Raw genomic sequence first — 15164 nt, forward strand, 5'->3', positions numbered from 1 at the left:
AAAATAAAAAAGCCGAAACAATTAAGTTTCGGCTCTGAAAAGCGAAAGACGAGGCTTCCCGTATCTCTTCGTTCACGGGATATCCCGAAGCTTCGGGACTCACACAACCTTAAAATAAAAAACCTCAAACAAAAGTTTGAGGTTTTTGGAGCGAAAGACGAGGCTCGAACTCGCGACAACCAGCTTGGAAGGCTGGAGCTCTACCAACTGAGCTACTTTCGCATTATAACAGTAAAATAAAATTTCAAAGTAAAACTTGAAACTTAGAGCGAAAGACGAGGCTCGAACTCGCGACAACCAGCTTGGAAGGCTGGAGCTCTACCAACTGAGCTACTTTCGCATTAACAACGGTGCAAATATAATTAATAAGTTTGCTTCAATGCAAGTTTTTTTCTTAAAAAGTCGCAAACATACTCCCACAGTCTCTTTTAATTTAAGAGATTCAAATCATAAAGAATTTAATATGAAAATATTATACCTTTATAGTAGTACAAAAATATTTAAAAAAAATATTGTCAGAGGAGTAATAAAAAGCACTTTTAGAAGTATTTTGAGCAAAATAAGCAATCAAAATAACTAAACTATACAGATGAAATTGACTATTGAACAAACCTTATGCCCAATAAAAGTTTGTTTAAAATAAAATTGCGTTGGTAACTGAAATGATTTGTCTCTCTTTTAAAATGAATACATAAAACAGAACTAATTGAAATAACAAAAGACCTAAAAAGCAAACGCTACTAAAAAAAGGTCTCGAAATTGAGAAAACACTTTCAATAGAAATGATTTGTAAACATGATGTAACAGCTAAGAATATAAGTGATGAATAATTTATTAATGATTATGTTACTGTCTGCCTTTATTAGTTGTAAAAAGGAAGCATTAAAAAGCGAAGTAATCTTGAAAGAAGAGATTGTAAAACCTCATGTGCAACCGGAAGGAAAACCAACCAACATTGATTCTGCTATAGTAATTTCGCTGCATAACAAAGTGCTCAAGGATTTTTACACATCTACCAATTACAGAACGGTCTGGCAATCAGAAGAAAAAAGAAAAATAATTTTAGGACAACTTCTCAAATCAGATGAAGAAGGATTAATTCCCGAAGATTACAACGTAAAAACATTATTTGATTTCGAAAAAAAAGCAACCACTCTGGATTCTGTAGATTTGGCAAAATATGATATTTTACTGACCTCCAGTTTGCAAAAATACATCTCGCACCTCACTAACGGAAGACTGAATCCCCGAAAATTATACAAAAACTGGGACTTGAAAGAAAACTATATTGACTTAAATGCAACTGTTGCCCAATTACTTAAAACCGATTCCTTAGCTTATAAAATAGAGCAGTTGAAACCCAATCATATCGTATACCAAAGATTAAAAAAAGCACTCCAGCAAATTAATGCTTTTCCAAAAGATGATTTCAAGCCGATAAAATTTACAAAAATAATAACTCCGAACGACACAAATCCTTCAATGATTACCATCAAGAAACGGTTAATTTATTGGAAAGAACTGCAACCTAAAGACAGCCTTTCTCCGTTTTATGATGAAGAAACCGCAACGGCCTTAAAAAAATTTCAAAGTCGGCACGGTTTAGCCGTCGATGCAAAAATTGGAGCAGGAACAATTACGTCCCTTAATTTTTCTAAAAATCAGCGAACACAGCAAATCATTGTAAATCTGGAACGCTGGAAATGGTATCCAAAACAAATGGGAAAGGAATACATCATCATTAATATTCCTGATTACAAGTTGACATTGGTTAAGAATAATGATACGCTGAGAACACACAGAGTTATTGTGGGAAGAGCAAAAAGAAAAACACCGGTACTGAGTTCTAAATTGACACAAGTAGTTTTTAACCCAACCTGGACGGTTCCACCAACAATCCTGAGAGAAGATGTAATCCCTGCTATTTTAAGAAGTCGAAGCTACTTGACGCAATCAAATATTAAGGTTTACGATAGTAATGGAAGAATTGTAAGTCCTTATGAATGGCAATTATCTCAAGCTAAAACGTATCGATATGTACAAAGTCCAGGTACTTTCAATTCGTTGGGCATGGTGAAAATCATTTTTCCGAACCGTTTTTCAGTTTACTTACACGATACAAATCACAGGGATTATTTTGATAAAATTGATCGTTCATTAAGTTCCGGTTGCGTCAGAGTAGACAATCCATTAGAATTAACAGAATATATCCTGAATGACGAAGTAAATTGGAATCTGGGAAAAATCACAGAAACTTTACAGAATGAGAGAACGAAATTTGTAAAAATCAAAAAAGAAATAGGCTTCCATCTACTATATTGGACCGCTTGGAGCGAGAACAACAAATTGATTTTCAGGGATGACATTTACAATCTTGACGCTAATTTGTACGATAAATTACGAAATTGATTTTGCTCCAAATTTAGAAGCTCTCGAAGGATGATAAATAAAGAAACATGATTTGTCCTTGATGGCACTGATAATCTCTTTAGATAATTCAGCAGGAACAGCAGGACAGCCTTGACTTCTTCCTAATCTGTGGTTGTTTTTAATAAATGAATTAGAAACATAATCCGCAGCATGCATTACTACACCTCTAGCTCTTGCGTTATCATTTACTCCTTTTTCTAAACCGTCTAAACGAAGTGACATTCCGTGTTTGCCATTATAAATTTCACCTGTGGAATAAAATCCAAGACTACTTTTATACGATTCGGCTGCATTTGAGAAATTAGATGCATATTCTTCACCAGTATTTCTTCCGTGGGCAACAAGAGAATGATACAATACATCTCCAGTGATTAAGTCAATTACCCAAAGTCTTTTGGTATTAGAAGATAATCTAAAGTCGATTAACGTTAAGATGTCTTTTTTGATTAATCCTTTTTCTTTCAACGAATAATATCCTTTTAAGGCAACTGCAAAACTTTCCAATTTTGGTAAAGCAAATTTGTCAGAATGTAAATTATTGTAGGCTATTTCAATTTTAGTCTCAACACTAGTTTCTAACACCTTAGCATAAACTACTGGTTTAACATTCTTTGGTTCAGAGAAACTTATTTTACTTGGAGATAATGAAGCAAGCATAAATAAAACAGTAGGAAATATCGTATAAATCATTGATTTTCTTTAAGTTATAGATTAATTCGGGGTTGCAAACGTACGCCAATAAATAGGAATCAAATCGCATTTAACAAAACTTTAGTTTTACAATAACGAAAACTACGACTAATTATTGAGTGAATAATCATAAAAAAGGCAATTTCTATGTTAATTTTTCTATTTTTGTTCATATCCAATCCCAATTTATGTCAAAATTATATTCTACAGGTCTATTTTTTTTAATATTCTTTAGCCATACTGCTTTTAGCCAAAAAAAGACACTTCAAGCAAAATCCATCACAGAAAACATAACAATCGACGGTAAGATTAATGAGCAAATCTGGGAATCTGCATCGATTGCTTCGGATTTTATCATGTTTGAACCTGACAATGGAAAACCTATAAGCAATGATAAAAAAACAGAGGTAAAAGTATTGTATGACAACAATGCGATATACATATCGGCATTACTTTTCGACAACGAACCCGATAAAATTCAACGAGAAATTACCAATAGAGATGTTTTTGGTGTTTCGGATCATTTCTCGGTTTACCTCAATGGTTTCAATGATGGCCAACAAGATTTCAGGTTTTTTGTAAGTGCGGCAGGAGTTCAAATGGATTGTTTAGCAACAGAGGATTATGAAGATTTTACGTGGGACGCCATTTGGGACAGCGAAGTGACAATTACTGAATTTGGTTGGGCTGTAGAAATGAAAATTCCTTACGCTGCTTTGCGATTTTCAAAAGCTGACAAACAAACTTGGGGACTAAACTTCATGCGCGAAATCAAGCGTGATGTACAAAAATATACTTGGAACAGGATTGACACTAAAATTGGCGCTGTTATTCCACAAGCAGGAATTCTTCAGGGAATAGAAAACATTCAAACTCCTACCCGACTTTTCCTGATTCCGTATTCATCTGCTTATTATCAACAAAGTGATATTGGTTCTGACACCACTTTAAAAGCGGGGTTGGATATAAAATACGGCATCAACGACTCCTTTACATTAGATGCGATTTTAGTACCTGATTTTGGACAAACAAAATTTGATAATGCTATTTTGAACTTATTACCTTTCGAGCAGCAATTTGCTGAAAACAGACCTTTTTTTACCGAAGGAACTGATCTTTTTAATAAAGGAGGTTTATTTTATTCCCGACGTATTGGCGGTGGTTCAACTACAGAATTACTTCTTGGCGATCAGGAAGAAATTACTAATTATCCGAGCACGGTAGATTTATTGAATGCCGTAAAAATATCCGGACGTACCGAAAAAGGCTTGGGAATTGGATTCTTGAATGCCGTTACTGAAAAAACGAGAGCTACTATTTTAAACAATGACACAGGAGAAATCAGAAAAGAAGTAATTGAACCTTTGACAAATTATAATATGTTTGTTTTAGATCAGCGTTTTAACCAAAACTCATCTGTTTCTTTTGTAAATGCGAATACAACCCGTAATGGCGATTTCAGAGATGCAAATGCTTCCGCATTATTGTTCGATTTGAACACAAAAGATAATAAATATAATTTGTATGGGGATTTCAAATACAGCGCTATCAAAGCAATTGAAGATTACGATGGATTTAAAACAGAAATTGGATTTGAAAAAACAAGCGGGAAATATAGGTACGGGTTTTCTGGAAAATATCTTTCAGAAAACTACGATGTGAATGATTTAGGAATCAATTTTTATTCTAATTACCATAATGCCTATGGACATGCAAGCTATAGAATAGTGAATCCTACCAAAATTTTTAATACTTTCAGATTAAATGAATATGTAAATTTTGAAATAGACAACACTTCCGGAAAATTACAGACTGGTGCTTTCGGGACAGAAATTAAAGCAACAACATTAAATAATGACACTTTGGAATTTGTAGCTGAACTTTCACCATTCAAAACATTCGATTTTTACGAGCCTCGTGAATATGGAAGATATGTATTTCTTCCAGAAAAAATGATTGCCATACTAAATTTTACCTCAAACGACAACAATCCTTTTACACTAATTATCCAACCTACTTTTACAAAATACAATGAGAGTGGTAGAAATAATTATGGTTTTTATTTAGGTCCAAAATACCGATTCAACGACAAATTTTCTTTATCCTTCGCAGCAGAATACACCAATATGAAAAATGATCGTGGCTGGGTTGACTTTGATGATACTGGAATTATATTTGCAGAACGCAATCGAGAAATCCTTCAAAACGATTTTACCGGAAAATATGCGCTGAACAACAAAATGACGATTAATTTAACGGCTCGCTATTATTGGTCGTATTCTAAAAATCATGAATTTTTCACCCTGCAAGATAGCGGCTATCTAATTCCAAACACAGCTTACGCACAAAACAAAGACCGGAATTTTAATTCCTGGAACTTCGATTTATCCTATTCATGGTGGTTTGCACCGGGAAGCGAAATCTCAGTTTTGTACCGTAATTATGGACTACAAAGATCTGACATTGTTGAAAAAAGAGTATCCAAAAATCTTGACAACATCTTCAAAAGCGATCTAACGAACGTGCTTTCTGTAAGCATTCGCTATTTTATTGATTACAATGCCGTGAAAAATAAATTTTAATTTTTTAATCAAACTGTAACATTCGATTGAAAATGTAGTCTATTAATCCAAACTATTGTGTGGATTGGTGATTTGTCCCTTTGAAACTATTTTGGTTTTTTTTAATTACACATCAATCAACCAATCAATCGTTTTATGAAGAATTATTTATTATTTTGTTTTCTGCTACTGTCTGCTTTTGGCTACAGCCAAAAAAAAGTCTTACAAACGAAATTCATTTCAGAAAAAATTGAAATTGACGGAAAATTAGACGAAAACACCTGGCAGACAGCTTCAATAGCGAATGATTTCATCATGTTTGATCCAGACAATGGCAAAGCAATTCCAGAAAACAAGAGAACAGAAGTAAAAGTTTTATACGATAATGACGCTGTATACATTGGAGCCATTATGTTTGATGAAAATCCAGAGAAAATTTTAAGAGAAATTACCCAAAGAGATAATTTTGGTACTTCTGACCTTTTTGGTGTTTTTATAAATGGTTTTAATGATGGACAACAAGATTTTCAATTTTTTGTAAATGCTGCTGACGGTCAGGCCGATTGTATTACCACAGATACCAATGGGGAGGATTATTCTTGGGACGCCGTTTGGGAAAGTAAAGCCGTAATTACGGATAAAGGCTGGGTAGTAGAAATGAGAATTCCATACGCTGCACTGCGTTTTTCTGCCGAAAACAAACAAACTTGGGGGCTCAATTTTTTTAGAGAAATAAGACGAGACCGACAAAAATTCACCTGGAACTTCATCGATTCAAAACTAGGAACATTTACCCAACAAACTGGAGTTTTAGAGGGAATAGAAAACATAAAACCTCCTACCCGACTTTTTCTTCTACCGTATTCTTCGTTTTATGTAAATGCTGACTCGAAACAAAAAACATACGGAACGCTCAAAGGCGGATTGGATTTAAAATATGGAATAAACGATGCTTTTACGCTGGATATGATTCTAATTCCTGATTTTGGACAAACAAAATACGATGATCAAATCCTAAATTTAGGACCATTCGAACAACAATTCAACGAGAACAGACCTTTTTTTACGGAAGGAACCGATTTGTTCAGCAAAGGGAATTTGGTTTATTCGAGACGAATTGGAGGAAACCCAATCAATTATCCTACCGCAGCTGCAAATGAAGAAATTATTGATAATCCCGCTAGTGTAAATCTTATCAATGCCTTAAAAGTTTCTGGAAGAACCAAAAATGGATTGGGAGTTGGAATCTTAAATGCTGTTACCGAAAAAACAACCGCAACTATTAGAAATAACGATACACAAGAAATGCGAAAAGAAGTCGTTGAACCATTGGCAAATTACAATGTTTTAGTTTTAGACCAGCGCTTTCGCAAAAATTCCTCCGTTGCGTTTGTAAACACGAATGTGACCAGAAATGGAAGTTTTAGGGATGGAAATGTGACCGCATTAGTTTGGGATTTGAATACCAAGAAAAACACCTACAACCTTGCTGGTGATTTCAAATACAGTTATATCAATGATGTTGAAGATAAAAAGGGGATTAATTCCCAATTAAATTTCTCTGAAACCAGTGGCAAATTCCGTTATGGCGTGGGGGCTGACATCACAACGAAAGATTTTGACAACAATGATTTAGGAATCAATTTTGAAACTAATTATTACAGTTTATATGGTAACACTAGCTATCGAATCCTAAATCCGACGAAGTATTTTAACACTTTCAATGCCAGAATTAATGCTTATTCGCAATTTCAAAAAGAAACTGGTAAAATACAATCCGGAAATATCAACTTTCAGATTAATTCTAATAACAAAAAAAATCATTACTTTGGAATAGGAATAGATGCTAATCCAGTAGAGACCTACGATTATTACGAACCGAGAACCGCTGACAGATACGTTATAAGACCTACTAAAATTGGTGGATTTATATACATTTCGACCAATTATAACAATAGTTTTGCCATTGATTTTAACCCTTCATTTGCTATTTTTGATGAGTCAGGAAGAAATTCCTATGGGTTTTCTCTGGGTCCAAGATATCGTTTTAATGATAAATTATCACTGAATTACAACTTCAATTTTTTCAGACAAAACAATAACAAAGGGTACATTGACAGTATTAATGACGACATGAGTTCGGCTACGCCAAATACTATAATTTTTGCGAATAGAAATGTAATTACCTATTCCAATACGCTTTCTGGAAAGTATTCGCTGAATAGCCAGATGACATTTAATATTTCGTTACGTCATTATTGGTCCTACGCCGAAAATAAAAATGCTTTATCATTAGAACAAAACGGCAGACTTATGGATTTTGCAGGATACGCAGACAACAAAAACTCAAGTTTTTATTCCTGGAATGCTGATTTGTCTTATACTTGGTGGTTTGCGCCAGGAAGTCAGGTTTCTGTTTTGTATCGAAACAATGCTGGTGCTTTTGAAAGAAACATCAATAAAGAGTTTAGAAACAACGTCACTAATTTACTGAATAACGATGCATTGAGTCATGTTTTCTCGATAAGTGTACGCTACTTTATAGATTACAATCAGGTTAAGAATAAATTCTAAATGCATTAATTCTAAAAAAGACAGCTATCCACAACAAAATACTCATTATTTGTTATTGTTAGCCACTGAATACATAATAGTGATTTTGACTCATTCGAACATTTTTAGAAATACTTTATCTTTGTTTAAAATACAGTACAATGAACAAAAAAGTAATTCTTATGATTTTGGACGGTTGGGGAAAATCTCCTGACCCAAAAGTATCAGCAATTGATAATGCCAATGTGCCATTTATTAACAGTTTATATAGAAATTTTCCAAGCGCTCAACTTCGAACTGACGGTTTAAATGTTGGACTTCCTGAGGGACAAATGGGAAACAGCGAAGTAGGACACATGAATCTTGGCGCCGGTAGAATTGTCTATCAGGATTTAGCCAAAATTAATCTTGCCGTTGCACATGACACTTTAGCAAAAGAGCAAGTTTTAGTTGATGCCTTTACGTATGCAAGAATAAACAATAAAAAAGTACACTTTTTAGGTCTGGTTTCAGATGGTGGTGTACACTCTCATACTTCTCATTTACGCGGCTTGATCGACGCGACACAACAACACGGATTACAAAAAGTTTTCGTTCACGCCTTCACGGATGGTCGTGATGTAGATCCAAAATCCGGTAAACATTACATTCAGGATTTACAGGATTATATTGCTAATACTACCGTAAAACTGGCTTCGGTTGTGGGACGTTATTATGCAATGGACCGAGACAGACGCTGGGAAAGAGTAAAACTCGCCTACGATTTATTGGTAAACGGAATTGGAACACATTCAACAAATGCAGTAGCTTCCATCGAAGAAAGTTATGAAGTTAATGTAACCGATGAATTTATTCATCCAACAGTTATGGTGGATGAATATGACCAACCATTGGCCACAATTGAAGAAGATGACGTGGTTATTTTCTTTAATTTCAGAACGGACAGAGGAAGAGAACTAACGGAAGTATTGACGCAAATGGATTGTCATGAACAAAACATGCACAAACTCAATTTGTATTATGTCACGCTTACTAATTATGATGAAACCTACCAAAATGTAAAAGTCGTTTACAACAAAGATAATATTACGGAAACTCTTGGTGAGGTTTTGGAGAAAGCCCACAAAAAGCAAATTCGTATTGCCGAAACGGAGAAATATCCTCACGTGACTTTCTTCTTTTCTGGTGGAAGAGAACAGCCTTTTATTGGCGAAAGCCGCATCTTAAAAAACTCTCCAAAGGTTGCTACTTATGATTTGCAACCGGAAATGAGCGCCTTTGAATTGACAGATGCTTTGGTTCCCGAATTGGAGAAAGAAGAAGTAGATTTTGTTTGTCTTAATTTTGCCAACGGTGATATGGTGGGACACACCGGAATTATGAGTGCAGCGATAAAAGCCTGTGAAGCGGTTGATAAATGCGTTGAAAGAGTAATTACCACAGCATTAGCCCATAATTATACGACCATTGTAATCGCTGATCACGGAAACTGTGAAACTATGATTAATCCTGACGGAAGTCCCAATACAGCACATACTACAAATCCAGTTCCAATTATTTTAGTGGACAAAGACCTAAGAGTGATTCATGATGGAGTTCTTGGCGATATTGCTCCTACTATATTGGAATTGATGGGAGTGGAAAAACCCGAGGTAATGACTTGTCATTCTTTACTTTAAATCAAATTCGGCATCGATATTTTAACTAAAAGCTACTCTTTTTCCGAGTAGCTTTTTTTATAAATAAAAGTTAAAATCTCATTATTGATAGTAATACTATTATATTTGCATAAAATATTATCGGTTATGAACATTATACTATCTCATTTAAAAATACAAGTCAACGAAAAAATCTACGTTAAGGATCCGGAAACGTCTCCTTTAGGTAAAAAAATTGTAGAACAAAGTATCCTTTTGATAGACGAAATTGGATTCGATAATTTTACATTTAAAAAGTTGGGAGAAAAAATTGGTTCCAATGAAAGCTCCATTTATCGTTACTTTGAAAACAAACATAAATTATTGGTGTATTTATCCTCTTGGTATTGGAGTTGGATGGAATATAAACTGGTTTTTGCTACGACAAATATTTTAGACCCAACCGAAAAACTCAACAAAGCAATCACTATCGTAACTGAAAAAGTTACTAATGACACAAGCACAGAGCACATCAATGAAGCTATTTTGAATAAAATTATCATTGCTGAATTCACAAAAACTGTACAAACAAAAGAAGTGGATCAAGAAAACAAGGAAGGTTTTTTTCTGATTTACAAAAGAGTAATTAATCGAATTGTAGGTATTGTAAAAGAAGTCAATCCAGAATATCCTTTTGCAAAATCACTAGTTTCTACTATTGTTGAAGGGAGTTTGCACCAACATTTTCTAACAGAACATCTAAAAACGATTACCGATTGTAATGAATCCGTGAGTACCACTGAATTTTATCTAAATCTTACCACGAATGTCCTTCGATAAACTAAAAAAACTACTATGACTCCATTAAAACGTTTTTACAACTTACTTGAATTAGATAAAAAAGATGTTTATCAAATATTTTTCTATGCCATTTTTGCCGGATTAATAAGTTTGTCGTTACCGCTTGGAATTCAAGCAATCACTAACTTTATACAATCCGGAAGAGTGAGTGCTTCTTGGATCGTTTTAATTATTTTAGTGGTTTTTGGTGTCGCATTAGTTGGAATTTTATCTTTAATGCAACTCCGCATCACCGAAAATTTACAGCAAAAAATATTTGTTCGATCCTCCTTTGAATTTGCAGCTCGTTTGCCAAAAATAAAAACGGATCAATTATACAATTCGTATCCACCGGAATTAGCCAATCGTTTTTTTGATACAATGACCATTCAAAAAGGAACTTCAAAACTTTTAATCGATTTTTCGGCAGCACTCTTACAAATCGTTTTCGGCTTGATTCTACTGTCTTTATACCATCCCTATTTTATAATATTTGGAGTTTTACTATTTCTTCTTCTGTATTTCATATTCCGCTTTTCATATAAATCCGGATTGGAAACGAGCTTAAAAGAGTCTAAATTCAAATATAAGGTGGCCAGCTGGTTGCAGGAAATGGCACGAAATAATTTCAGTTTCAAAAATGATCTCAACTATAATTATGGTTTGCAAAAAAACAACAATCTTGCCAGTGACTATTTGAATTATCGGGAAAAACATTTTAAAGTTATCCAAAGACAGTTCACCCAATTGATTATTTTTAAAATCATAATAACTGCTAGTTTGTTATCGATAGGAGGATTTTTAGTTTTGTCACAGCAAATGAATATCGGGCAATTTGTGGCTGCAGAAATTATTATTTTATTGGTTATTAATTCGGTCGAAAAAATAATAATCGGACTGGAAACATTCTACGATGTACTGACTTCTATTGAAAAAATTGGACAAGTAACCGACTTACAATTAGAGGAAGACACTACTTTTAAAAGCGACACTTGCTATACCAATATTTCATTAGAAACAGAAAATCTTACTTTTAAGTTCCCGGATTCCGATAAAGAAATACTGAATACTATTTCATTAAAAATTGAACAAGGAGAAAAAATAGCAGTTGAAGGTGAAAACGGTTCCGGAAAAACAACGTTAATCCGAATATTATCCGGTTTATTGCAACCTACAGCTGGTTCTTTTTACATCAATGATGATACGTTTAGAAAAATCAACCTGAAACAATACCGCTCCCAAATTGGCAGTATTATTCAAGGCGAAACACCATTTGAAGGAACCCTGTTAGAAAACATCACCTTCAATGACAACTCAGTGAGCACCGAAGATTTAAAATGGGCGATTGATGGGGTACAACTTTCATCATTCATAAAATCTTTACCAAAAGGACTGGAGACGCGCATTTTCCCAGAAGGAAAACAATTATCCTCTTCCAATGCACAAAAAATGCTGTTGGCAAGAAGCATCATTCATAAGCCGAAAATACTTTTTTATGAGGATCCAACGGATATGATGGATGAGAAAGTGGCGAATGAAATTATTGATTTCATCACTTCCGAAAAAAATAAATGGACGATTATCGTTTCTTCAAAAAATCCATATTGGAAAACCAAATGTAATCGCAGCATCACCATGCAAAATGGAGCTATTCAACTTGATTTAAAAAATAATTAGTCATGCTAAACATATCTGATAACAAAACAAAACTGCAACCGCTAGACCGTTACGAGACCGTTAGAAACCTGACTAATAGACCGCATTATAGGATTTTAAATAAAATTATAGCAGGCGTTTCAATAGTAGCTTTAGTGGCGCTTTTTCTCCCTTGGACACAAAATATTTCAGGAACTGGAAGTGTGACAACATTAAAACCAGACCAAAGACCACAATCTATTCAGAGTGTTATTTCTGGCCGACTTGAAAAATGGTATGTTCAAGAAGGTGATTTTGTCAATAAAGGCGATACAATTCTGTTTATCTCTGAAATAAAAGAGGATTATATGGATCCCAATTTAGTAGAAAACACCCGAAACCAAATGAATGCTAAGAAACAATCTTTACAATCGTATGGTTCAAAAGTAAGTACGCTTTCCGGCCAGATTCAAGCCATTGAAAGGGAAAAGGTCTTAAAACTGGAACAAGCACAAAATAAAATCAAACAATCTCTTTTGAAAATAAAGAGTGACAGTATGGATCTTGTTGCTGTAAAAACCCAGCTAAAAATAGCCAATACACAATACGATCGTTCCGTTCAGCTGAATAAAGAAGGACTGAAACCACTTACTGATATTGAAGAAAAAAGACTAAAATTACAAGAAGTAGAAGCTAAAATTATCACGCAGGAAAACAAATACTTAACCAGCAAAAACGAGTTTATCAATGCAAAAGTTGAAATAAACAGAATAAGCGCGGAATATGCAGAGAAAGTTTCGAAAGCCAATAGTGATAAATATACAGCACTCAGCAGTCAGTACGACACCGATGCTCAGGTGAACAAACTCGAAAATCAATATGCAAATTACAGCATTCGTAATGGCATGTACTACATCAAAGCATCGCAAAGTGGCTATATTAACAGGGCGTTACAATCCGGTATTGGAGAAACCATAAAAGAAGGAACGCCAATTGCAACTATAATGCCATCCGAATATGATATAGCGGTAGAAACATTTGTAAACCCAATTGATTTACCTTTATTAACCAAAGGAGAAAAAGTTCGGGTTTGGTTTGATGGCTGGCCTACGATTGTATTTTCAGGATGGCCTGATATGTCTTATGGAACTTTTGGTGGAGAAATTGTTGCTATTGAAAATTTCATCAGTGAAAATGGCAAATACCGCGTATTAATCGCTCCCGATAAAAAAGAAGCCAAATGGCCGAAACAATTAAGTATAGGAGCCGGAGCGCAAACTATTGCTTTGTTAGACAATGTTCCAGTTTGGTTTGAAGTTTGGAGAACGTTAAACGGATTTCCGCCAAATTATTACAAACCAACGACCAAAACCACAAAAGAAAAGAAATAATGAAACACGTATTTTTAGCGCTTATATTCTTTGGTTTTTCTGTAACTGCTCAAGAAATGGCATCAAAAGAACTTACCTACACCGAGTTTCTGGGGTATGTAAAAAAATACCATCCACTGGTGAAGAATGCCAACTTGGAAATCAATAAAGCGCAAGCTAATTTGATGATGGCTCGCGGTGGTTTTGACCCAAAAATTGAGGTAGATTTCAGCAAAAAACAATTCAAAGACAAGGAGTATTATTCCATTTTAAACAGTAGTTTCAAAATCCCAACTTGGTATGGAATCGAGATTAAAGCCGGCTTTGACAATAGTGAAGGCGTATATTTGAATCCACAAAACACACTGCCCAATCAAGGATTAACTTCGCTGGGCGTAACCGTTCCGCTTGGACAAGGTTTGTTTATCAATCAAAGGATGGCTGATGTTCGAAAAGCAAAAATGCAAATGCAATTGAGTCAGGCAGAACGAAAGCTGCAGGCTATTACAGTTTTATATGATGCTTCTTTGGCTTATTTTAATTGGAAGAAAAACTTCAATGAAGTGCAATTGTACAAAGAATACAACAAGAATGCACAAATAAGGTTCAAGGGAATTCAGTCGTTAATCAAACAAGGTGACAAACCTGCAATTGATAGCGTTGAAGCGGGGATTATTATAAAAAACCGCATTTTAAATCTTGAAGATTCTAAGCTCAAATTGGCTAAAGCCAAATTAGAACTTTCTAATTTTCTTTGGTTGGAAAACAATATTCCATTGGAAATATCCGATGAATTGATTCCCGAAACGCAATTAGAATTCACGATTCAGGAAAGTTTAAAAACCAATGATTTATTGAATACAGATTTCTCCATCAACAATCACCCAAAAATCAATGCATTGCAAAGCAAGATTGACATGCTAAATGTGGAAAAAAAATTAAAGGCTAATATGCTTTTGCCAAAAATTGATATGGGTTATTCTTACATATCAGAACCTAGTTACATTGATAATTATCAGTTTGAGGATTATAAAATTGGATTGGATTTTTATTTTCCTTTGTTCCTTCGAAAAGAACGCGGTAGTTTGAAACTGGCAAAGTACAAAGTACAGGAATCCGAATTTATATTGGATTTAGAAAAAGTACAATTGACCAATAAAATCAATGCCCAAAGAATGGAAATTGAATCCTTGCTAAGACAAAAAGAGTTAATAAAAGGATTGGTAGAAGATAATCGCACGATGTTAAATTCAGAGGAAAGATTATTTTCTTTTGGTGAAAGTTCATTATTTTTAATCAATACCAGAGAGAATAATTTAGTAAGCGCGCAGCTTTCAAAGATAGCTTTAGAGAACCGTTTTTACATTTCAAATTCAGAGCTTTTTAAAATAATGGCCAATCCGGATTAAATAATTTATAAAATCGTACTTTTGCAAACTGAAAAACAA

The 15164-nt window shown here is 34.3% G+C and carries 9 protein-coding genes and 2 tRNA genes; 8 read left to right on the forward strand and 3 right to left on the reverse strand.

Translation table 11 applies throughout. The features are described from left to right. Positions 1-146 precede the first annotated feature (146 nt). Both BMX64_RS01725 and BMX64_RS01730 read right to left on the reverse strand, forming a co-directional pair. Positions 147-222, reverse strand: a tRNA-Gly gene (locus BMX64_RS01725). 45 nt (positions 223-267) lie between these two features. Next, positions 268-340 (reverse strand) — tRNA-Gly (locus BMX64_RS01730). Positions 341-822: 482 nt separating this feature from the next. Here BMX64_RS01730 and BMX64_RS01735 point away from each other — a divergent pair. After that, positions 823-2409, forward strand: coding sequence for a L,D-transpeptidase family protein (locus BMX64_RS01735; protein ID WP_091165401.1), 1587 nt, complete (start codon positions 823-825; stop codon positions 2407-2409). On the opposite strand, the gene BMX64_RS01740 is transcribed toward BMX64_RS01735, so the two are convergent. Beyond that, positions 2398-3120, reverse strand: coding sequence for a murein L,D-transpeptidase catalytic domain family protein (locus tag BMX64_RS01740; protein ID WP_091165404.1), 723 nt, complete (start codon positions 3118-3120; stop codon positions 2398-2400). The genes BMX64_RS01735 and BMX64_RS01740 overlap by 12 nt on opposite strands. Before the next feature lie 188 nt (positions 3121-3308). On the opposite strand from BMX64_RS01740, the gene BMX64_RS01745 reads away from it, so the two are divergent. From BMX64_RS01745 to BMX64_RS01775, 7 genes are all read left to right on the forward strand, one after another. Further along, positions 3309-5702 carry a DUF5916 domain-containing protein gene (locus tag BMX64_RS01745; protein WP_091165407.1) on the forward strand — a complete coding sequence of 798 codons (2394 nt, stop codon included), beginning with the start codon at positions 3309-3311 and terminating at the stop codon, positions 5700-5702. A 135-nt stretch (positions 5703-5837) separates the two neighbouring features. After that, complete coding sequence (locus BMX64_RS01750) at positions 5838-8255, forward strand: DUF5916 domain-containing protein (RefSeq protein ID WP_091165408.1); 2418 nt, start codon at positions 5838-5840, stop codon at positions 8253-8255. 140 nt (positions 8256-8395) lie between these two features. Then, positions 8396-9913, forward strand: coding sequence for a 2,3-bisphosphoglycerate-independent phosphoglycerate mutase (gpmI, locus tag BMX64_RS01755; protein ID WP_091165411.1), 1518 nt, complete (start codon positions 8396-8398; stop codon positions 9911-9913). A 126-nt stretch (positions 9914-10039) separates the two neighbouring features. Then, complete coding sequence (locus BMX64_RS01760) at positions 10040-10711, forward strand: TetR/AcrR family transcriptional regulator (protein ID WP_091165415.1); 672 nt, start codon at positions 10040-10042, stop codon at positions 10709-10711. A gap of 15 nt (positions 10712-10726) precedes the next feature. Further along, complete coding sequence (locus BMX64_RS01765; protein WP_091165419.1) at positions 10727-12388, forward strand: peptidase domain-containing ABC transporter; 1662 nt, start codon at positions 10727-10729, stop codon at positions 12386-12388. Between the two features lie 2 nt (positions 12389-12390). Then, a complete protein-coding gene (locus BMX64_RS01770; protein ID WP_091165422.1) occupies positions 12391-13737 on the forward strand; it encodes an HlyD family secretion protein in 1347 nt (448 codons plus the stop codon). Beyond that, the gene (locus tag BMX64_RS01775; protein ID WP_091166520.1) at positions 13737-15125 is read left to right on the forward strand and encodes a TolC family protein; all 1389 of its coding nucleotides are present in this window, start codon (positions 13737-13739) and stop codon (positions 15123-15125) included. The genes BMX64_RS01770 and BMX64_RS01775 overlap by 1 nt, the downstream gene beginning before the upstream one ends. The last annotated feature ends 39 nt before the right edge of the window (positions 15126-15164 follow it).

The sequence above is a fragment of the Flavobacterium sinopsychrotolerans genome, from assembly GCF_900110375.1.
Classification (GTDB): Bacteria; Bacteroidota; Bacteroidia; order Flavobacteriales; family Flavobacteriaceae; genus Flavobacterium; species Flavobacterium sinopsychrotolerans.

Excerpts from the sequence above, each read along its gene's own strand:
- BMX64_RS01735 (WP_091165401.1), top strand. The coding sequence starts at position 823 with ATGAATAATTTATTAATGATTATGTTACTGTCTGCCTTTATTAGTTGT.
- BMX64_RS01740 (WP_091165404.1), bottom strand. The coding sequence starts at position 3,120 with ATGATTTATACGATATTTCCTACTGTTTTATTTATGCTTGCTTCATTA.
- BMX64_RS01745 (WP_091165407.1), top strand. The coding sequence starts at position 3,309 with ATGTCAAAATTATATTCTACAGGTCTATTTTTTTTAATATTCTTTAGC.
- BMX64_RS01750 (WP_091165408.1), top strand. The coding sequence starts at position 5,838 with ATGAAGAATTATTTATTATTTTGTTTTCTGCTACTGTCTGCTTTTGGC.
- gpmI (WP_091165411.1), top strand. The coding sequence starts at position 8,396 with ATGAACAAAAAAGTAATTCTTATGATTTTGGACGGTTGGGGAAAATCT.
- BMX64_RS01760 (WP_091165415.1), top strand. The coding sequence starts at position 10,040 with ATGAACATTATACTATCTCATTTAAAAATACAAGTCAACGAAAAAATC.
- BMX64_RS01765 (WP_091165419.1), top strand. The coding sequence starts at position 10,727 with ATGACTCCATTAAAACGTTTTTACAACTTACTTGAATTAGATAAAAAA.
- BMX64_RS01770 (WP_091165422.1), top strand. The coding sequence starts at position 12,391 with ATGCTAAACATATCTGATAACAAAACAAAACTGCAACCGCTAGACCGT.
- BMX64_RS01775 (WP_091166520.1), top strand. The coding sequence starts at position 13,737 with ATGAAACACGTATTTTTAGCGCTTATATTCTTTGGTTTTTCTGTAACT.